Here is a 19,439-nt window from a genome sequence, read left to right as displayed (position 1 = left end):
TTAAAGGTTGTAATGTTAAAAGGATTAGATGTTGTAAAGTTTTAAGCTGGCATTACCTTAATGTTTTACGTTTAGCAAACATTTCAGCCTTTCAACTTCTAAAACATTTCAACAATAAACTTATCTTTGCCCTATATCATGAATCAGAATATCACTCCATATCAACTAGAAGATGCAACCAAAAAAGAGCAGGTTGCAACCATGTTTAATAACATTTCGGGCACTTATGATTTTTTAAATCATTTCCTTTCTTTAGGGATTGATGTTTTGTGGCGTAAGAAGGCGATTAAAGAATTGGTTTCTTTGCATCCACGAAATATGCTTGATGTTGCTACAGGAACAGGTGATTTTGCTTTCGAAGCCATTAAAAAACTGGACCCTGAAAAAGTTATTGGTGTAGATATTTCTGAAGGAATGCTTGATGTGGCGAAAAAGAAAATTAACGAGCGCAGTTTAAACGAGGTGTTTTCTGTTCAGGTTGGCGATTCGGAAGGTTTACATTTTAGCGATGATACTTTCGATGCCATTACTTGTGCCTATGGTGTTCGTAATTTCGAAAATCTTGAGAAAGGATTACAAGATATGTTCAGGGTTTTAAAACCCGGTGGTAAAATGGTTATTCTCGAATTCTCGAAACCAAAAGTTTTTCCTGTTAAGCAATTATATAGTTTCTATTTTAAGCAGGTTACACCATTCTTTGGAAAACTATTTTCGAAAGATGCAAGAGCATATACCTATCTTCCAGAATCTGTAGCTGCTTTTCCTGATGGCAAAGATTTTACAACGTTAATGGAAAAAGTAGGTTTCAAAAGTACCAAACAAAGAATTTTGACGTTTGGTATAAGTTCGATATACACTGGTATTAAATGATAAAAAAATTAAGCCTCATCATCTCCTTTCTTACGATTAGTAATATTGCATTTGCCCAAAACTGGGGCGGTGGAGTAGATGATGAAGACTTACATTTTGGTTTCAGCTTTCAGTATATTTCTGCCGAATACAAAATTTTAAAGGCCGCTAATTGGAGAAATGTTTTCTATGAAACTGCCGATGGTAATGGGGTAACTTATAATTCTGCAGATGGCAGGCAAGTTACACAGTATATGCGGGCAATATCAAGTCCGCCATCAGCAGGCTTTGGTTTAGGCTTTGTTGTTAATAGAAGAATTTCAGAAAACTTTGATTTAAGAGCAACACCATCATTAATTTTTAGCGATAGGATAATGCGTTATGAATACGAGCCAGGCCCTGAAACAGCTTCGCCAACAACTTCATTTACTTCGGCAGGTTTTCAAACTTCAATTGATAAAAAAGTTCAGGCCACGATGTTTGAAATCCCTTTATCATTAAAAATCAAATCAAATCGTTTAAATAATTTTAGGGCTTATTGGATAGGTGGTGCAAAATATTCGATGGACATCGCATCAAAAAAGAAAACTTTTGATGAAGGGCAAAGTCCGATTGATAAGTTACTAAAAAATAAAAGAAATTATCTTTCTTATGAAACCGGAATCGGTTTCGATTTATATTTCGAATACTTCAAAATGTCGCCAGAGATTAAAGTTTCTTATTCTATGAATGATATTTTGCAACACGATAATACTGTATTTGCAAATCCTTTAGATAAAACTAAGCTTCGTCATTTTACATTCAGCTTGTTTTTCGAGTAGCCTAACAAACCAAAAAAACTTACCTTTGTCTCCGTTGAGGAGCTTGTTTAAAGCAGGCTGCACCTTAAAATATTTATCAAATGTCTAAAATAGCTTTAATTACAGGCGCAACTTCGGGTATTGGAGAGGCGTGTGCACATATATTTGCACAAAATGGTTATAATTTAGTTTTAGTTGCCAGAAGAGCAGATCGTTTAGAAAAAACAGCGCATCATTTGGAAGCTAAATATGGAATTACTATAAAGCAGGTTTTGGCAGATGTACGCGATAAAGAGCGTTTATCAGCTGCTCTTGAAGCTTTACCGGAAGATTGGAAAAAAGTGAATGTTTTAGTTAATAATGCTGGTTTAAGCCAAGGTTTGGAGCCAATTAACGAAGGTAACACAGACGATTGGGATGCAATGATTGATACAAATGTTAAAGGTTTACTTTATGTAACTAAAATTGTTTCAAACTGGATGATTCCTAATAAATCGGGCCATATCGTTAATATTGGTTCTATCGCCGGAAAAGAGGTTTATCCAAACGGAAATGTATATTGTGCCAGTAAGCATGCGGTAGATGCGCTAAACAAATCAATGCGAATTGACCTTTTAAAGCATGAAATTAAGGTTACAGCCATTAATCCAGGTATGGTTGAAACCGAATTTTCAATCGTTCGTTTTAAAGGCGACGAAGAAAGAGCCAAAAAAGTATACGAAGGTTTTGAACCATTAATTGCAGATGATATTGCAGATGCAATTTGGTACGCAGTAAGCAGACCAAAACATGTAAATATAAACGATATGCTGATTATGCCAACCGTGCAGGCAACAGCAACGTTAATCAATAAAACCCTCTAACCCCCTTAAGGGAAATTAGAACTGGGTGATATATAACTATAATTTTAACTTTAGAAAGGAGGCCCCTTTAGGGGTTTTGAGTATATGATATCGAACACAATAGATCAGGAAATTAAAAAAGCCATGTTGGCTAAAAATAGTGCTCAACTAAGAGGTTTAAGAGCAATAAAAGCAGCTCTTCTTTTAGCTAAAACTGAAAAAGACGCATCTGAAGAAATTACAGAAGATACAGAGCTTAAAATTCTTCAGAAGTTAATAAAACAACGCAGAGAATCTGCTGATATTTATAAGCAACAAAATCGCGAAGATTTATATAAGGTAGAAGAAGAAGAAATTGAAGTAATCAATCAGTTTTTGCCAAAGCAATTAGATAGGGAAGAGATTGAAACAATTATTGCCGATGTTATCAAACAATCAGGCGCTACATCAGTTAAAGATATGGGCAAGGTTATGGGCATGGCTAATAAGGCACTTGTTGGTAAAGCAGATGGAAAACTGATTGCCGAAATTGTTAAAGAGAAATTGGCCTAACTCGTAAAGCTTAAAGATCAAAATGAATTTTGTATCTTGATAGCTGATTATAGGAAGCTTTATATTTGTTTCTCGATACTTAAATGTAAGTTTTTAGACCGTTTTCTGTTTTATTTCATAAAAAAGGCATATAAATGCCAAAATTTAATTTTACTCTACTAACTTAGTAACACAATACCACCTATTAATATATGGCATACCACGTAATAGAAGAAGACGGATTTAAATACATCGAAGCCGGAGAAGGCGAAACGCTGGTATTATTACATGGCCTAATGGGCGCTCTTAGTAACTGGGAGCCGGTTTTAGATCAATTTAAAGATAGATACCGAGTTATAGTTCCAATATTACCAATATATGAATTGCCTATTTTAACATTAGGCGTTAAAGCTTTATCAAGATACCTTCATCGATTTCTGAAATTTAAAAACCTTAATCAGGTTGTCCTTATCGGAAATTCTTTAGGCGGGCATGTTGGTTTAGTTTTTACGGTAGCACATCAAGAATTTGTTAAAGCTTTAGTTTTAACAGGTAGTTCTGGTCTTTACGAAAACGCATTTGGTGGCTCTTTCCCTCGTAGAGAAAGCTACGATTATATTAAAGAAAAGGTAGAATTTACATTTTACGACCCGGCAACGGCAACACCAGAGCTTGTAGAAGATGTATTTAAAACGGTTAATGATAGATCTAGGGTAATTCGAATTTTAACTATGGCTAAGTCTGCAATACGACATAACATGAGTAAAGAATTATCAAAAATTACCATCCCTGTTTCATTAATTTGGGGTAGAAATGATAAAGTTACGCCGCCAGAAGTTGCAGAAGAATTTCATCAATTACTACCAAATTCAGAGTTAAACTGGGTCGAAAAATGTGGCCATGCGCCAATGATGGAGCACCCGGAGGTGTTTAATAGTTATTTAGAGAAATTTTTAGATAGAATATTATTAAAATAAATGTTTGCCGAAGAAATCATATCGAACGCAATACCGCCAATTAAAACGGACGACACGGTGCAAAAAGCTTTAGATCGTATGAACGAATTTAAGCTTAAGCATATGCCTGTGGTTAATAATGCCCAATTTTTAGGTTTACTTGCTGAGGATGATTTGCTTGAAATTCGCGACCATGATGTTTTAGTAAAAGATGTTTCAGCCAATCTTTTGAATGCCTTTGTTTTTACAAATGCACATACTTACGATGTTATAAGGCTTTTGAGTACATTAAAGTTAACAGCCGTTCCGGTTTTAGATCAACAGAAGAATTATGCCGGCCTTATTTCTATTAATAACATTATAGATTCTGTTGCAGAGCTTTATGCTGTTAATGAACCTGGTGGGATTATTGTACTGGAAATTAGCAACCGCGATAATTCCTTGGCGCACATAGCACAAATTGTAGAAGCAGATAATGCTCAAATACTTTCATCTTATGTTAATTCTTTCGAGGATTCTACCCGACTAGAAGTAACACTGAAAATAAATAAAACTGAAATTACTTCCCTTGTTGCATCTTTAGAACGATACGATTATCAGGTTAAAGAAGTTTATAACAATACCCAAATCGACGATGGTTCTCAAGAACGTTATGATTCTTTTATGAACTATTTAAACGTTTAAATTTATTATGAGGATTGCGATTTATGGAAGAGACTTTAATGATACGGTCTTACCTTACGTTCAGGAAGTTTTTGATCATTTAAAGAGCCACAACGTTCAGCCTGTTCTTCATCATAAATTTAAGAACTCTTTACACGGAAAAATTAAAATCCCGGCAAATACCGTTATATTTCATAATCATAAAGAATTAAAAGAACATGCTGATGTTTTATTAAGCTTAGGCGGAGATGGAACATTATTAGATACACTTTCATTAATCAGAGATTCTGGTATCCCGGTTATTGGTATTAATTTTGGTCGTTTAGGTTTTTTAGCCAGTATAAATAAAGGCGAAATAGAATCTGCGTTAAAAGCACTAATTTATGGCGAATATACATTGGATGAGCGTTCACTTTTAAGCTTAGAGTCTGATAATCATCTTTTTGGAGAAGAAAATTTTGCCTTAAATGATATCACTATTCACCGTCGTGATAATTCTGCAATGATGATTATTCATGCATCTATGAATGGTGAATTTATAAATTCGTACTGGGCAGATGGTTTAATTATTGCCACACCAACGGGCTCTACTGCTTATTCATTAAGCTGTGGCGGACCAATTATATACCCCGATTCTGAAACTGTAGTAATTACGCCAATTGCGCCTCATAACTTAAATGTACGTCCGGTTATTATTCCGGATGATAATAGTTTGTCTTTTGAAGTAGAAGCCAGAGAGTCCAAATTTCTTGTATCCTGCGATAGCAGAACGGTTACTGTAGAGCGTTCGGTAAAAATTACCATTAAAAAAGCCGACTTTTGCATAAATCTTATTCGTCTCAACAATGAAACTTATTTAAACACGTTAAGGAATAAATTATTATGGGGCATCGATACCCGTAACTATTAAGTATGACGCTAAGCAAACGTATCTTTTTCATCCTCTTCTTATTACCCTTTTCGCAGCTAGGCAAAGCACAGTCTTTTCTTGGGGCCTGGGAAATTGGTGTTTCTGCTGGTGGAGCAGGTTACGTTGGCGATTTAAATCAGTACAATCTGGTTCAGGTAAGTGGCTTAAATGCAGGCGCTTTTGTGAAACGTAACTTTAATTCATACATCGGTGTTCGCTTAAATTATAATTACGGACAAATTAAGGCCGATGATGCAAATTCTAGTAATGAACAATTCAGGGAACGTAATTTACGTTTCAAAACTTCATTAAATGAAGGAAGTGCAATATTGGATTTTAACTTTTTTGATTATTCTATTAACGATGGAACCAGGAGATTTACACCTTATTTGTTTGCAGGTGTAGGTTTTATCAATTTTAAACCTACAGTAAAATACGAAGGTGAGACTTATAGATTAGATTACCTACGCACCGAAGGGCAAGAAAATGAATATAATAATACGGCATTAACAATTCCATTTGGAGGTGGCCTTCGATATAATTATAAAGATAACTGGAGTATATTTACAGAACTAGGCTATAGAACGGCTTTTACTGATTATTTAGATGATGTAAGTGGGGTTTATCCAGTAAAACCGGTATATGGTAACAATCCATCACTAAATTTATCCGATCCATCATTAAATAAACCAAACGGAATTGGTGTACCCGGAACGCAAAGAGGAGATTTTAGAAAAAGAGACACTTATCTATTTGTTAGTGTTGGCATATCTTTTACCTTTGTATCCTCAAAATGCTATTCCTTTTAAGCTGATTTTGAAATAATTAATGGGATTTAAAGAACAAATAGACTATAGCCGCCTACCAAAGCACATTGCCGTTATAATGGATGGTAATGGACGATGGGCTAAAGGCCAGGGCAAAATGCGAGTTTTTGGTCATGAACAAGGTGTACTTTCAGTAAAAGACATTGTAGAAGGTTGCGTAGAAGTTGGTATAGAGTACTTAACACTTTACGCTTTTTCTACAGAAAACTGGAACCGCCCGAAAGCAGAAGTAGATGCTTTAATGCAAATACTAATCTCGACCATAAATAAAGAAACCGAAACACTTAACAAAAACAATGTTAAGCTTAATGCCATAGGCAATATCGAATCTTTACCACAAGAATGTATAGATGATTTGAAAGAAGCAATGGATAAAACAGCGCATAATGTAAAATGTACATTAACGCTTGCTTTAAGCTACAGTGCCAAGTGGGAAATTGTAAATGCAGCAAAGAAAATTGCTGTTGCAGTAAAAGACAATACAATTGATATTAATGATATAGATGAAGAGTTGTTTTCGTCGAAATTAACTACTGTAAATATTCCTGATCCTGAATTGATGATCCGCACCAGTGGCGAACACCGTATTAGTAATTATTTGCTTTGGCAAATGGCTTATACAGAGTTTTATTTTACTGATGTTTTATGGCCAGATTTTAGAAGAGAAAATCTTTTTGAAGCCATTGTAGATTATCAAAAACGCGAACGCCGTTTTGGTAAAATTAGCGAACAATTAAACTAATTTTACTTTTAACACTTTTTAACAAGCGTTTAAATTAACTTAGCAGCACTTTTATACGATAAATGTAACCACTACACAGGTATGGAAAATAAAGCAATTTTGCTTTGTAAAACATTGTTACCTTCGTGGCCATTACTGAACAAATTATTTTAATGAAAAGAATATTTCAAGTTTTAATCCTATTAGTTTTAGCCGCTCCGGCCTTTGCTCAAATACGTCCACAAGGCCAGGCTCCGGCAACCCCCTCGTTAAAGGTTGGTGGCTTAGATCTCGATTATTTTAGTCCAAAAGAATACATCATAGGTGGAACCAAAATTACTGGTACAGAATACTTGGATAAAGAAGTATTGGTTACTTTATCAAAATTAGCAAAAGGTGATAAAGTTGTTTTACCAGGCGAAGCAACAGCTGAGGCTATTAAGACGCTATGGGCACAAGGATTGTTTGATGATGTTAAATTAAATATTGAAAAATTTGTTCAGGATACTGTTTATTTCGAAATTGAAGTAGTCGAGCGTCCTCGTTTAAGTTCTATCGATCTAAAAGGTGTTCGTAAATCAGAAAAAACAGCAATTCAAGAAAAACTTAATGATAAAACCGGTAAAATTGTTAATGATAATTTATACAATACAACTTCTGCCATTGTAAAAAAGTATTTATTAGATAAAGGTTATTTCTTTACAAAAATTAATTACACAACCCGTAAAGATCCAAACTCAGAAAACAGCGTTGTATTAGAAGCTAATATCGATAAAGGACATCGTGTTAAAGTTCAGCATATCGATTTTACAGGTAATAAAGATTTTAAAGCGGCCAAATTAAGAAAATACTTAAAAAATCCGAAGCAATTTGCATGGTGGCGTTTTTGGGGTTCTGGTAAATTTAGTAAAGAAAAATATGAAGAGAACAAAATTAAAATGATCTCTAAATTGCACGAAAAGGGATATCGTGATGCAGAACTTTTAAAAGATAGTATCTATCAATTTAACCGTAAAAAGGTTAACATTAAAATGGATCTTTATGAAGGTAAAAAATATTACTTCGGTAAAATTACCTGGGCTGGAAATGCAATTTACACTACCGAAATCTTAAATAAGGTACTAAGTATCGAAAAAGGTGATATTTTTAGTGAAGATAAGCTCGATAAAAAAATTAATGGTGGTGGTGAAAATGGTGGCGATATCAATAGCTTATATACTGATAACGGTTATTTAACTTTTAATATAGACCCAGTTCAAACTAAAATTTATAATGATACCGTTGATGTTGAGATGCGTATTTACGAAGGCCCGCAATACACCAATAATCGTATTACATTAAAAGGTAACACCATTACAAATGATAAGGTTGTATTGCGTGAGATTCGTACAAAACCAGGACAGAAATTTAATAAAAGTGATTTAATTCGTACGGTACGTGAAATTGGTGCATTGGGTAACTTTGATGAGTCGAAGACAGTTCCGACTCCTCGTCCTAACCCTTCGGATGGGACAGTAGATATTGAGTATGCTGTAGAAGAGAAACCCTCAGATCAAATTGAGCTATCTGGTGGTTTCGGTGGTGGCCGTATTATTGGTACATTAGGCTTAACCTTTAATAATTTCTCGTTAAGAAATTTATTTAATCTTAAAGCTTACAAGCCATTACCAAAAGGCGATGGACAGAAATTAAGCTTACGTGGACAAACGAATGGTAAATACTATCAATCTTATAGTTTCTCTTTCTCTCAACCTTGGTTTGGTGGTGAGAAACCGGTAAGTTTTGGTGTTAGTGCATTTACTTCATTGCAATCTAGCGGTATTGGCGATTCTAGTAATCCTAACTATTACAAAATACGTTTAAATGGGGTAACTGTTAGTTTAGGTAGAAGATTAAACTGGCCAGACAACTATTTTCAGTTAAGTCACGCGTTAAGTTTCCAACAGTATATTCTGCAGAATTATCCTGGTTTCAAATTCTCAACAGGTACATCTTATAACTTTAATTTATCACAAGAGATTAGTCGTGATTCGAGAGATTCGCCGATTTATCCGACTTCAGGTTCATTCTTACGTTTTACAGTTCAGGCAACACCTCCATATTCACTGTTTAATAAGGTTAATTATGCTACAGCATCTGATAAAACTAAATACAGATTTACAGAATACCATAAATGGAAATTTGATTCGCAATGGTATCAGCGTGTAGGTGGTCAGTTTGTAATTAAAGCACAGGCACAGTTTGGTTTCTTAGGTTCATACAATAGTGGTGTTGGTCAATCTCCATTCGAAAGATTTAAATTAGGTGGTGATGGTATGCAAGGATTTGATTTCTTGCAAGGCTCTGAGTTAATTGCGATGCGTGGTTACGCTAACAATACTGTAATTCCTGTTGGAGCTAATGCTTCTCAGGCACAAACATCAGGTAGTCCAATTTACACTAAATACGTTTTGGAAGCTCGTTATCCAGTAATTAAAAGCCAGCAAGCAACTGCATTTATTTTAGCATTTGCTGAAGGCGGTAACACATGGGATAGATTTAATGATTTTAATCCTTTCAATATTAGAAGATCTGTTGGTGTTGGTGCACGTATATTCTTACCTATATTTGGTTTATTGGGTATTGATTATGGTTACGGTTTCGATGCAATACCAGGTTTACCTGATGCTAACAAAGGTCAGTTCCATTTTAGTATCGCACAACAATTAGGAGGATTTTAATTGTTTATGATTAAAAAAATAATTAATTATGCAATAAAACAAACCAACTTGAGTTAATACAAAGCTTAGGTTGAACTAATCATTAAATGCACACACACAAATGAAACCATCAGGATTTTTTCATACTAAAAATGAGAAGTGTAAAAATTTCTGGTCGCTTCATCAATTAAAAAACAATTATTAACTGATGAAAAAGTACCTTTTTATAGCATTTTTACTTTGCACAACTTTCGGCGCTTTTGCCCAAAAGTTTGCTTATGTAGATACAGAATATATTCTGAAGCATATGCCTGAGTATAAGTCTGCTTTAAGTCAACTGGAAGTAGCCTCTAAACAATGGCAGCAGCAGGTTGATACAAACTTCGGTGAAATCGACAGGATGTACAAAGCTTATCAAGCCGATCAGGTTTTATTAACGGATGATATGCGTAAACGTCGTGAAAATGAAATTATCGAAAAAGAAAAAGCCGCTAAAGAATTTCAGCGTCAAAAATTTGGACCAGATGGCGATCTTTTTCAAAGTAGAATTAAGCTTATCAAGCCTATTCAAGAAAAAGTTGCAGATGTAATTAAGCAAATTGCAAAGGCAAAGTTTCTTGATTTTATCTTTGATAAAAGTAGTGAAGCCACAATGATGATTTATGCAAGCAGCAGTTACGATGTTAGTAATGATGTAATTGTAAAGTTAGGTTACAAACCGGGGACTGTAAATAATTAGTATATTCGCCCCTTTGAATTAGGAAAAACAATTAAAAAAATAAAAAGTAAAATAAAACATGAGAAAGTTAATTAACGTATTCTTTGTAGCAGCAGGTTTATTGTTTACAGCGAATATGGCAAATGCACAGCAAAAGATTGGTCACGTAAATTCAGAAGAGGTATTTGCAAACTTGCCTGAATCTAAAACAGCACAAACTACTTTAGAAAACTTAAGTAAAACTAAGCAGGCTGAAATAGATGTGATGATTAAAGAATATCAATCAAAATTAACAGCTGCTCAAGCTAAAGAGAAAACTCGTAGCGAAGCAAATAAAGAAACTGTTGATAAAGAATTACAAACAGCAGCTACAGAATTGCAAGATTTACAAAAACGTATTGGAGATGCACAAACTAAAGCTCAACAAGATTTAGGTACTAAACAAGGTGAGTTATTTCAGCCAATCCAAGGTAAAGTTGCAACAGCTATCTCTGCAATTGCAAAAGAAAAAGGTTTAGCATATGTTTTTGATGTCGCTAACGGACAAGGTGGTAATAACTTAGTTTTCTGGGAAGGTGGCGATGACATCACTGGTGCCGTAAAAACTAAATTAGGGATTACTGCAACTGCAACAAAAGCACCAGCACCTAAGAAATAATTTAAACTTTATAAAATCTGTTTCAAGAATAGATACTGCGGAATTAAGGTCAACTTAATTCCGCTTTTTTGTTCAAAAGATTTATCCTTGAAAATAAATTGCTAAATTGTTTGATTGCTACAATGCAGAAATAAATAATTTAGCAATTAAACGATGCAATATGCAACAATCATCTCCAATAGGTATTTTCGATTCTGGTTACGGAGGTTTAACGGTATTCCGTTCAATTGCCGAAAAGCTACCTCAATACGATTATATTTATCTTGGTGATAATGCACGATCCCCATATGGAGATCATTCTTTTGAAACCATTTATCGATATACTTTAGAATGTGTAGAATGGCTTTTTAGTAAAGGCTGTAAATTGGTTATTCTGGCTTGTAACACAGCATCGGCTAAAGCTTTGCGAACCATCCAGCAAAAGAATTTGCCTACTAAATATCCCGATAGGCGAGTACTGGGTGTAATCAGGCCTACTGCAGAAGTTATTGGTAGTTACACTACAAGTAAACAGGTAGGGGTAATGGGAACCAGAGGCACCGTTAATTCTAAATCTTACTTGTTGGAAATTAACAAGTTTTTTCCTGATATTAAAGTTCATCAACAAGCTTGCCCAATGTGGGTTCCATTAATCGAAAATAATGAACATCTTCAATCTGGTGCAGATTTTTTCGTTAATGAATATTGTAATGCATTGTTGGCACAGGCGGATGATATTGACTGTGTTTTATTGGCTTGTACTCATTACCCACTATTATTGCCCAAACTAAAGGCAAGTTTGCCCGATTATATAAATATTTTAACGCAGGGAGAAATTGTGGCTGCTAGTTTAGTCGATTATTTAGATAGGCATCCTGGAATTGATAGTCAGCTAGCCAAAACAGGTTTTAAATCATTTTATACCAGTGGCGATACGAATGCATTTGATGAGCATGCTTCTATATTTTTTGGCGAGAATTTAAAATCTGCTAAAATGTAATATTCTATGTATGCATAATATATGCCTTAACATGCACGTATCATGCCTTAGGTATGCCTTATGTATGCAATAGGCATGCGCTTCATCTAGCTTGCTTTATTTAACACATATACATTTCTATTTTTACATTGAGTTGCCAGATAATATGCTGTCTTGCCATAGTAATTACATTTTTGTTTGGTTTTTTTAAGGTTTTCATTATCGAGATGCTATTGTAATTTGCTATTGATTATTAACTGTTTTAACAATTTCTTCCATTTTAGTTTATTTCAAATTAACTCCATTGTGACAAAAGAAAACACTTTTGTTTAGGTAGCTATGGTTTAAAAGGATAACTTTGCGGCTTCAAACCCACACAATGAGTGATCAGATAAAACACGAATGCGGAATCGCTTTTATTCGCCTGTTAAAACCACTATCTTACTACCAGCAGAAATACGGTACTGCACTTTACGGCCTTAATAAATTATACCTTTTAATGGAAAAACAGCATAACCGGGGCCAGGATGGCGCAGGTATTGCAACCATTAAGCTGGATATGAAACCTGGCAGTAGGTACATTAGCCGATATCGGAGTATGGCTTCGAATGCGGTAGCAGATATCTTCGAGTATGTTCAAGGCAAATTCGTTGATATACAAGAAAATACGCCTGAATTAATGCAGGATACAGAATGGCTCAAAAACAACGTTAGCTTTATTGGCGAGGTGTTAATGGGTCATTTGCGTTATGGTACACACGGCAAAAACAGTATCGAAAATTGCCATCCATTTTTAAGGCAAAACAACTGGATGACCCGTAACCTGGTTATTGCAGGTAACTTCAATATGACTAATGTTGATGAATTATTAGAGCAGCTATACGAGTTAGGTCAGCATCCAAAAGAGAAAGCCGACACTGTAACTGTTCTTGAGAAAATTGGTCACTTCTTAGATGATGAAAATCAAGACCTTTTCGATCAGTATAAAAAAGAAGGCCATGATAATGTGGCTATAACCCACAAAATCTCTGATAATTTAGATATTGCAAATATTCTGCGTCGCTCGGCTAAAACCTGGGATGGTGGTTATTCTATCTGTGGTATGGTTGGTAATGGCGATTCGTTCATTATGCGTGATCCGGCGGGCATTCGTCCGGCATATTATTATTATGACGATGAAATTGTCGTAGCTGCTTCAGAAAGACCTGCTTTGCAAACTGCTTTTAATATTCAGTTTAAAGATGTAAAAGAAATCGATCCTGGTCATGCATTAATCATTAAGAAAAATGGTGAAGTAAGTATGGAGCAGTTTCGCGAACCTACTGAAAGATTATCTTGTTCTTTTGAGCGTATTTATTTTTCAAAAGGAAGTGATGTAGAAATTTATCGCGAGCGTAAGCAATTAGGTCGTTTATTATGTAACCAGGTGCTTAAAGCTGTTGGTCATGATTTAAAGAATACGGTATTCTCATTTATTCCGAACACAGCAGAAGTTGCTTTCTTTGGAATGGTTGATGGTGTACAACAATATGTTCGTAATCATCAAAAGGACACACTTTTACATAGAAAAGAGCAATTGAGCGATACAGAGCTTGATGAATTACTTTCTATGGCACCAAGGGTAGAGAAACTTGCGGTAAAGGATGTGAAACTTCGTACATTTATTACGCAGGATGCAGATCGTGGTGAAATGGTTGCACACGTTTATGATACGACTTACGGTATTATAAATAACCATCAGGACACTTTGGTAGCACTTGATGATTCGATTGTTCGTGGTACTACGCTAAAACAAAGTATTATTAAGATTGTAGATCGCCTGCATCCTAAGAAAATTATAATTGTTTCTTCTGCTCCTCAAATTCGTTATCCAGATTGTTACGGTATTGATATGAGTAGAATGGGGCAGTTTGTAGCTTTTGATGCAGCAATACAATTACTTACAGAAAGAGGAATGTGGCAAGTTATTGAAGATGTTTATACAAAATGTAAAGCTTCTTTATTGCTTCCAAAAGAGGAAATTGTAAATCATGTAAAAGATATATATAAGCCTTTTAGTCCAGAAGAAATTTCGGCAAAAATTGCTCAAATCATTACACCGAAAGGTACTGTTGCAGAAGTTGAAGTAATTTATCAAAGCTTAGAAAACTTACATATCGCTTGTCCGAAAAACAAAGGCGATTGGTATTTCTCTGGTAATTATCCAACTCCAGGTGGTAACAAGGTTGTAAACAAAGCTTTTGTTAATTGGAAAGAAGGAAATAACCAAAGAGCTTATTAATAAGTTCTAATTCTAAAACAACAAAAAAAGCTCATATTATGTATGAGCTTTTTTTGTTGAATTGATTCTACACTAATTGCAGAATCTTTTTGTATTAACCTTTAATGTTTCAAAAACTTCGTTAGCTAAGTCACTTTCAATTATTTTTGTAATAATTGCATACACTGGATTCACAATAACAGAAACTAAATTTTGGTTCTCAGATTCAATTTGCAAACATTTCTTATCAGAACTTACGTCTGCACTTACATGAAATAATTTGCTGGATAAATTTGCCATTTCTTCAATATAATTCTCATTAGAATTATTAAAAGGGATGTAGATGTATTCGCTTTTCATAGGGAGAATGATTAATTTATCAAAAATACATAAAATTGTATGATTAATAATATTTAATAAACACCCTATTGCTGTAATAGTTTTAAGATTTTTGCCTATATAATTTTGGCGGTTTTCTTATTGTCTCATTAGGCGTAAAACTGAACGTATGTTTTGTACATTAGCCAAATAGCAAAGAAAACAATGATAACGCCTGCTATTTTGTTTAATTTTTTTAACGAATCTTCTTTAATTTTATAACGAAGCTTACTCGAATAAAAGCTTTTTGCGCCATCTATAGAAAGTTGTGTTGCCATTGCAATGAAAAAGCAAACTAATTTTTCAGTTAACATATTGTTGAGTTTAACTGAAATTATTCCACTAACAATAATCCAAAACATTAAAGTAGAAGGCGTTAGGATGCACATCAGAAAGCCTTTTAACACGTAGCCACGCTTACTTACTTTTTTTAATGTAGAACTATCGTAATTAACGGTTATTTTGGAAAGAAGATAGTAGATGCCAACTGCCAGTAAGAATATACCACCAATCAATCCTACATACTTGTCAAAACTAGCTTTGTATTCGAAAAACTGGCTACCAAAAAGGACTAAAGCAATTAGAATAATATCACTAATAATTACACCAACAGCTAAAGAAAAACCAGCTTTGAAGCCCCTTTCGATACTTGTTTTTATCATTGCAAAAAAAACAGGCCCTGTTAAAAACGATGAAATAATCCCTGCCCCTATACCCAATAAAATGGCTTCAAACATGCATTGTGTTATTTATGAATATGCGAATATGCAATTTAAAGCTAAACATACCAAGTTTATTTTTGTTCTGCACTCCGGGTAAAATAGCCATTTATTAATTTTTTTTATTTATGTTTAGCCCCACTAAAACTATAATAATTAAAATGAGTCAAGAACAAGCACAAACCAAATGGGGACAGTTTATTCCCTTAGTGACAGTATTCTTTTTTTGGGGCTTTGTAGCCGCTAGTAACGATATTCTAATTCCAGTATTTAAAAAAGCTTTCGATTTATCACAGTCCGAAAGTCAGTTGGTTTCGCTCGCATTTTACATTGCTTATACTGTAGGTGCATTAATTTATAATGGGATTTCGGTTATCATTAAACAGGATATTGTAAATAAATTAGGTTATAAAAATTCGTTGGCACTTGGGTTGGTTATTTCTGCTCTTGGAACCTTGCTTTTTTATCCGGCAGCAAATCTTCATTCTTTTCCTTTAATGCTTTCAGGCTTATTTATTGTTGCACTGGGTTTTTCTTTACAACAAACCGTAGCAAATCCTTTAGCAATTGCTTTGGGGCCAATTAGAACAGGTTCTCAGCGTTTAACATTAGCTGGTGGTATTAATAATTTTGGAACAACTATCGGCCCGCTGGTTGTTAGTTTTGCAATTTTTGGTTCTGCGGCTAACGCAACTACAGATATTAGTGTTGAAAGTGTTAAAATTCCTTATCTAATTTTAGGCGTTGCTTTCATTGCAGTTGCCATTTTCTTAAAAATGTCTTCTTTGCCTGATAGACCTGCTTTGGTAGAAGCTTCTTTAGAAGATGATAAATCAGTTAAGGGTTCTGCACTAAGATATCCGCAATTGGTGTTAGGTATGATTGCAATTTTTGTTTATGTAGGCGTTGAGGTTTCTACAGCAAGTAACTTGCCTGCTTACATGGAAAAAGACCTTGGTTTTGAACTTAAGGACATCGCTCCATATATTTCACTGTATTGGGCAAGTATGATGATTGGTCGTTGGACTGGTGCTGTAGAAGCATTTACAGATAATGTTAGCACTCAAAAGGTTTTAAGATTTATAGCTCCATATTTAGCATTTGGCATCTTCTTAGCCGTAAATGCCATCGCAAAACATGATTTGGCACCATTTTACGTTTACGGGTTAATTATTCTAGTTTTAATTGCTGCAGATATGGCAAGTAAAGGTAATCCGGCTAAAATGTTATTAATATTTTCGGCAATTGGTATTACAGCATTATTAGTTGGTATGTTTACAACTGGAATGGTAAGCGTATATGCTATCACTAGTGTTGGTTTATTCTGTAGTACTTTATGGCCATGTATTTTTACTTTAGCAGTAAGTGGTTTAGGTAAGCATACCAGTCAGGGTAGTAGCTTCTTAATTATGATGATTATGGGTGGTGGTATTATTAGCTGGTTACAAGGTGTAGTGTCAGAATATACTGGTATCCAATATAGTTATGTTGTTGGTATTATCTGCTTTGCTTACTTAGCGTTTTATGCGTGGAGAGTTAGCGGAATATTAAGGTCTCAAGGGATTAGTTTCGATAAAAAACTTTCTGGCGGACACTAAGAAACTGTTTAAAAATGATTTTGTAAAGGTGCATGGGGACACGCACCTTGGCTATTTCCCTTGAACGTGTCTCCGCGTTCAATGAAGTATTAGAATTGAAATTTAAACAGTTTCTAAAATATAATAAACTAATTTTGCAGCCACAGAAAGATTCTATTTTTCTGTGGCTTTTTTAATTTAATACATGACTGACAAACCAAGTTTCGATTCTATATTTATGAATCTTGCCACCGAACTGGCTACACGTTCGCATTGTGTTCGTGCTCATGTTGGTGCAGTTTTAACCAAAGATACACGCATTATTTCAATCGGTTATAACGGGCCGCCAGCCGGAACGCACAATTGTGATGAAGAATGGCCAGATACCGGTTGTGCCCGCGATAGTAAAGGTAGTTGCTCATTGGCGTTGCATGCAGAAGAAAATGCAATTTTATACGCTTCTAAAAATGGTTCTAAAATAGAAGGTTGCACTTTGTATACAACTTTATCTCCCTGTATTGCTTGTGCAAGATTAATCTTATCATCGGGTATTAAATTGGTTTATTACTCAAAATCATATGCAGCTTACAAAGGTTTGCCAAGCGATGAGGGTGTAGATTTTTTAAGAAAATTTGGTGTTGAAGTTAAGTTGATGGAGTGTTAGATTAATTGTTTGAATGGCTAAATTGTTGAATTATTGAGCTTATCACTGACTACTGATAATGGATAACAGACAATAGGTAACTCACTATAAATTTGGTAATAAATAACCATAAAACAATTTAACAATTCCCTTTCTTTCTCTATCTTTGCGGATGCAAGAAAAAATCATTATCGTCGATTTTGGTTCGCAATTTACACAACTCATTGCCCGTAGAGTTCGCGAACTAAATATTTACTGTGAAATATATCCATTCAACAATCTTCCAGAAATTAATACACCCGATGTAAAAGGCGTTATCTTTTCAGGTAGTCCTTATTCTGTTCGTCAGGATGATGCACCTCAGGTAGATTTAACTAAGTTTCATTTCAAGTTTCCTTTATTGGCTGTTTGTTATGGCGCTCAATACATTGCTCAACAATCTGGCGGAGCTGTTCAGGCTTCATCAACTCGCGAATACGGTCGTGCTAATCTAAGCTTTGTAAATCAGGAAAATAAATTATTTAAAGGTATTAATATCGATTCTCAGGTTTGGATGAGCCATGGCGATACCATTACCGAAACGCCCGCAAATGCAGAATTAATTGCAAGTACCGAAAGTGTTAAAGTTGCAGCTTATCATATTAAAGATTCTGATACCTATGCAATTCAGTTTCATCCAGAGGTTACGCACAGTACAGATGGTAAAATTCTTTTAGAAAATTTCCTTGTAGATATTTGTGGTTGTAGCCAAGACTGGACTTCTGCTGCATTTATTGATACAACAATTGCAGAGTTAAAAGAAACTTTAGGCGATGATAAAGTTGTTTTAGGTTTATCAGGCGGTGTTGATAGTAGTGTTGCTGCAGTTTTATTGCACAAAGCAATTGGTACAAATTTACACTGTATTTTTGTTGATAACGGCCTTTTACGTAAAGATGAATACAATCAGGTGCTTGAGCAATACAAGCATATGGGTTTAAATATTAAAGGCATTGATGCTAAAGACCGTTTTTTAAGCCAGCTTGCAGGATTAAAAGATCCGGAATTAAAGCGCAAGGCTATTGGTCGCGTTTTTATCGAAGTATTTGACGATGCTGCGCATGAAGTAACTGGTGTAAACTGGTTGGGTCAGGGAACAATTTATCCAGATGTTATCGAATCTATTTCAGTTAACGGACCATCAGCTACAATTAAATCTCATCATAATGTTGGTGGTTTGCCAGATTTTATGAAATTGAAGGTTGTTGAACCATTAAAAACTTTATTTAAAGATGAGGTAAGACGTGTTGGTAAAGCTTTGGGTATTGATGATGTAATTTTAGGTCGCCATCCTTTCCCAGGTCCTGGTTTGGCCATTCGTATTTTAGGTGATGTAACTGCAGAGAAAGTTGAGATTTTACAACATGCAGATTCCATTTACATTAATGAATTAAAAGCGGCTGGTTTATACGACCAGGTTTGGCAAGCAGGTGCAATCTTTTTACCTGTACAATCTGTTGGTGTAATGGGCGATGAGCGTACATACGAGAATGTTATCTGTTTACGTGCTGTAGAATCTGTGGATGGTATGACAGCCGATTGGTGTCATTTACCTTACCCTGTTCTTGCTAAAATTTCTAACGAAATCATTAATAAAGTTAAAGGTATTAATAGGGTTGTTTACGATATCAGTTCTAAACCACCTGCAACAATTGAGTGGGAATAAGCGGTTAGGTGTTACCTGATAGGTG

Annotated in this window: 19 protein-coding genes; 17 read left to right on the top strand and 2 right to left on the bottom strand. The window is 34.8% G+C overall.

Annotation, left to right across the window (positions count from 1 at the left end; genetic code table 11):
* Positions 1–138 precede the first annotated feature (138 nt).
* The 14 genes from ubiE (at position 139) to ACFOUY_RS19415 (ending at position 14,413) form a co-directional block, all read left to right on the top strand.
* Positions 139–870 (top strand): bifunctional demethylmenaquinone methyltransferase/2-methoxy-6-polyprenyl-1,4-benzoquinol methylase UbiE, encoded by a 732-nt coding sequence (gene ubiE / locus ACFOUY_RS19480; RefSeq protein WP_378962945.1) that lies wholly within the window; start codon positions 139–141, stop codon positions 868–870.
* Positions 867–1,670, top strand: coding sequence for a type IX secretion/gliding motility protein PorT/SprT (gene porT, locus ACFOUY_RS19475; RefSeq protein WP_378962944.1), 804 nt, complete (start codon positions 867–869; stop codon positions 1,668–1,670). The genes ubiE and porT overlap by 4 nt, the downstream gene beginning before the upstream one ends.
* Before the next feature lie 80 nt (positions 1,671–1,750).
* A complete protein-coding gene (locus ACFOUY_RS19470) occupies positions 1,751–2,512 on the top strand; it encodes an SDR family NAD(P)-dependent oxidoreductase (RefSeq protein WP_378962943.1) in 762 nt (253 codons plus the stop codon).
* A gap of 84 nt (positions 2,513–2,596) precedes the next feature.
* Positions 2,597–3,043 (top strand): GatB/YqeY domain-containing protein, encoded by a 447-nt coding sequence (locus ACFOUY_RS19465; RefSeq protein WP_378962942.1) that lies wholly within the window; start codon positions 2,597–2,599, stop codon positions 3,041–3,043.
* Positions 3,044–3,234: 191 nt separating this feature from the next.
* Entirely contained in the window at positions 3,235–3,999 is a 765-nt protein-coding gene (locus ACFOUY_RS19460; protein ID WP_378962941.1) for an alpha/beta fold hydrolase, read from the top strand.
* Entirely contained in the window at positions 4,000–4,662 is a 663-nt protein-coding gene (locus tag ACFOUY_RS19455) for a CBS domain-containing protein (protein ID WP_378962940.1), read from the top strand.
* A gap of 7 nt (positions 4,663–4,669) precedes the next feature.
* On the top strand, positions 4,670–5,551 hold the full coding sequence (locus ACFOUY_RS19450; protein WP_378962938.1) for an NAD kinase: 882 nt from the start codon (positions 4,670–4,672) through the stop codon (positions 5,549–5,551).
* 2 nt (positions 5,552–5,553) lie between these two features.
* The gene (gene porG, locus ACFOUY_RS19445; RefSeq protein ID WP_378962937.1) at positions 5,554–6,360 is read left to right on the top strand and encodes a type IX secretion system protein PorG; all 807 of its coding nucleotides are present in this window, start codon (positions 5,554–5,556) and stop codon (positions 6,358–6,360) included.
* Between the two features lie 19 nt (positions 6,361–6,379).
* Complete coding sequence (locus tag ACFOUY_RS19440) at positions 6,380–7,120, top strand: isoprenyl transferase (protein WP_378962936.1); 741 nt, start codon at positions 6,380–6,382, stop codon at positions 7,118–7,120.
* A gap of 152 nt (positions 7,121–7,272) precedes the next feature.
* Complete coding sequence (bamA, locus tag ACFOUY_RS19435) at positions 7,273–9,819, top strand: outer membrane protein assembly factor BamA (RefSeq protein WP_378962935.1); 2,547 nt, start codon at positions 7,273–7,275, stop codon at positions 9,817–9,819.
* A gap of 187 nt (positions 9,820–10,006) precedes the next feature.
* Positions 10,007–10,537: an OmpH family outer membrane protein gene (locus tag ACFOUY_RS19430; protein ID WP_378962934.1), complete on the top strand. Its 531-nt coding sequence runs from the start codon at positions 10,007–10,009 to the stop codon at positions 10,535–10,537.
* A gap of 58 nt (positions 10,538–10,595) precedes the next feature.
* Positions 10,596–11,174, top strand: a complete 579-nt coding sequence (locus ACFOUY_RS19425; protein WP_378962933.1) for an OmpH family outer membrane protein — start codon at positions 10,596–10,598, stop codon at positions 11,172–11,174.
* Between the two features lie 160 nt (positions 11,175–11,334).
* Positions 11,335–12,153 carry a glutamate racemase gene (gene murI, locus ACFOUY_RS19420; RefSeq protein ID WP_378962932.1) on the top strand — a complete coding sequence of 273 codons (819 nt, stop codon included), beginning with the start codon at positions 11,335–11,337 and terminating at the stop codon, positions 12,151–12,153.
* Positions 12,154–12,511: 358 nt separating this feature from the next.
* A complete protein-coding gene (locus ACFOUY_RS19415) occupies positions 12,512–14,413 on the top strand; it encodes an amidophosphoribosyltransferase (protein WP_378962931.1) in 1,902 nt (633 codons plus the stop codon).
* A gap of 72 nt (positions 14,414–14,485) precedes the next feature.
* Here ACFOUY_RS19415 and ACFOUY_RS19410 read toward each other — a convergent pair whose 3' ends face one another.
* Both ACFOUY_RS19410 and ACFOUY_RS19405 read right to left on the bottom strand, forming a co-directional pair.
* Positions 14,486–14,752, bottom strand: a complete 267-nt coding sequence (locus ACFOUY_RS19410) for a hypothetical protein (RefSeq protein WP_378962930.1) — start codon at positions 14,750–14,752, stop codon at positions 14,486–14,488.
* Between the two features lie 128 nt (positions 14,753–14,880).
* Positions 14,881–15,507 carry a LysE family translocator gene (locus tag ACFOUY_RS19405; RefSeq protein ID WP_378962929.1) on the bottom strand — a complete coding sequence of 209 codons (627 nt, stop codon included), beginning with the start codon at positions 15,505–15,507 and terminating at the stop codon, positions 14,881–14,883.
* A gap of 143 nt (positions 15,508–15,650) precedes the next feature.
* Between ACFOUY_RS19405 and ACFOUY_RS19400 the strand changes: the two genes are divergently transcribed.
* The 3 genes from ACFOUY_RS19400 (at position 15,651) to guaA (ending at position 19,414) form a co-directional block, all read left to right on the top strand.
* On the top strand, positions 15,651–17,087 hold the full coding sequence (locus ACFOUY_RS19400) for an MFS transporter (protein ID WP_378962928.1): 1,437 nt from the start codon (positions 15,651–15,653) through the stop codon (positions 17,085–17,087).
* Positions 17,088–17,271: 184 nt separating this feature from the next.
* Positions 17,272–17,730, top strand: coding sequence for a deoxycytidylate deaminase (locus ACFOUY_RS19395; RefSeq protein WP_378962927.1), 459 nt, complete (start codon positions 17,272–17,274; stop codon positions 17,728–17,730).
* Positions 17,731–17,881: 151 nt separating this feature from the next.
* Complete coding sequence (gene guaA / locus ACFOUY_RS19390; protein WP_378962926.1) at positions 17,882–19,414, top strand: glutamine-hydrolyzing GMP synthase; 1,533 nt, start codon at positions 17,882–17,884, stop codon at positions 19,412–19,414.
* Positions 19,415–19,439: the final 25 nt, after the last annotated feature.

Origin of the sequence: Pedobacter jamesrossensis (assembly GCF_042650905.1) — a bacterium.
Taxonomy (GTDB): domain Bacteria; phylum Bacteroidota; class Bacteroidia; order Sphingobacteriales; family Sphingobacteriaceae; genus Pedobacter; species Pedobacter jamesrossensis.
The sequence above is the reverse complement of the archived record's forward strand: the minus strand, read 5'-3'. Positions and strand labels throughout refer to the sequence as shown.

Coding starts and splice junctions, on each gene's coding strand:
- ubiE (WP_378962945.1), top strand. CDS start 139: ATGAATCAGAATATCACTCCATATCAACTAGAAGATGCAACCAAAAAA.
- porT (WP_378962944.1), top strand. CDS start 867: ATGATAAAAAAATTAAGCCTCATCATCTCCTTTCTTACGATTAGTAAT.
- ACFOUY_RS19470 (WP_378962943.1), top strand. CDS start 1,751: ATGTCTAAAATAGCTTTAATTACAGGCGCAACTTCGGGTATTGGAGAG.
- ACFOUY_RS19465 (WP_378962942.1), top strand. CDS start 2,597: ATGATATCGAACACAATAGATCAGGAAATTAAAAAAGCCATGTTGGCT.
- ACFOUY_RS19460 (WP_378962941.1), top strand. CDS start 3,235: ATGGCATACCACGTAATAGAAGAAGACGGATTTAAATACATCGAAGCC.
- ACFOUY_RS19455 (WP_378962940.1), top strand. CDS start 4,000: ATGTTTGCCGAAGAAATCATATCGAACGCAATACCGCCAATTAAAACG.
- ACFOUY_RS19450 (WP_378962938.1), top strand. CDS start 4,670: ATGAGGATTGCGATTTATGGAAGAGACTTTAATGATACGGTCTTACCT.
- porG (WP_378962937.1), top strand. CDS start 5,554: ATGACGCTAAGCAAACGTATCTTTTTCATCCTCTTCTTATTACCCTTT.
- ACFOUY_RS19440 (WP_378962936.1), top strand. CDS start 6,380: ATGGGATTTAAAGAACAAATAGACTATAGCCGCCTACCAAAGCACATT.
- bamA (WP_378962935.1), top strand. CDS start 7,273: ATGAAAAGAATATTTCAAGTTTTAATCCTATTAGTTTTAGCCGCTCCG.
- ACFOUY_RS19430 (WP_378962934.1), top strand. CDS start 10,007: ATGAAAAAGTACCTTTTTATAGCATTTTTACTTTGCACAACTTTCGGC.
- ACFOUY_RS19425 (WP_378962933.1), top strand. CDS start 10,596: ATGAGAAAGTTAATTAACGTATTCTTTGTAGCAGCAGGTTTATTGTTT.
- murI (WP_378962932.1), top strand. CDS start 11,335: ATGCAACAATCATCTCCAATAGGTATTTTCGATTCTGGTTACGGAGGT.
- ACFOUY_RS19415 (WP_378962931.1), top strand. CDS start 12,512: ATGAGTGATCAGATAAAACACGAATGCGGAATCGCTTTTATTCGCCTG.
- ACFOUY_RS19410 (WP_378962930.1), bottom strand. CDS start 14,752: ATGAAAAGCGAATACATCTACATCCCTTTTAATAATTCTAATGAGAAT.
- ACFOUY_RS19405 (WP_378962929.1), bottom strand. CDS start 15,507: ATGTTTGAAGCCATTTTATTGGGTATAGGGGCAGGGATTATTTCATCG.
- ACFOUY_RS19400 (WP_378962928.1), top strand. CDS start 15,651: ATGAGTCAAGAACAAGCACAAACCAAATGGGGACAGTTTATTCCCTTA.
- ACFOUY_RS19395 (WP_378962927.1), top strand. CDS start 17,272: ATGACTGACAAACCAAGTTTCGATTCTATATTTATGAATCTTGCCACC.
- guaA (WP_378962926.1), top strand. CDS start 17,882: ATGCAAGAAAAAATCATTATCGTCGATTTTGGTTCGCAATTTACACAA.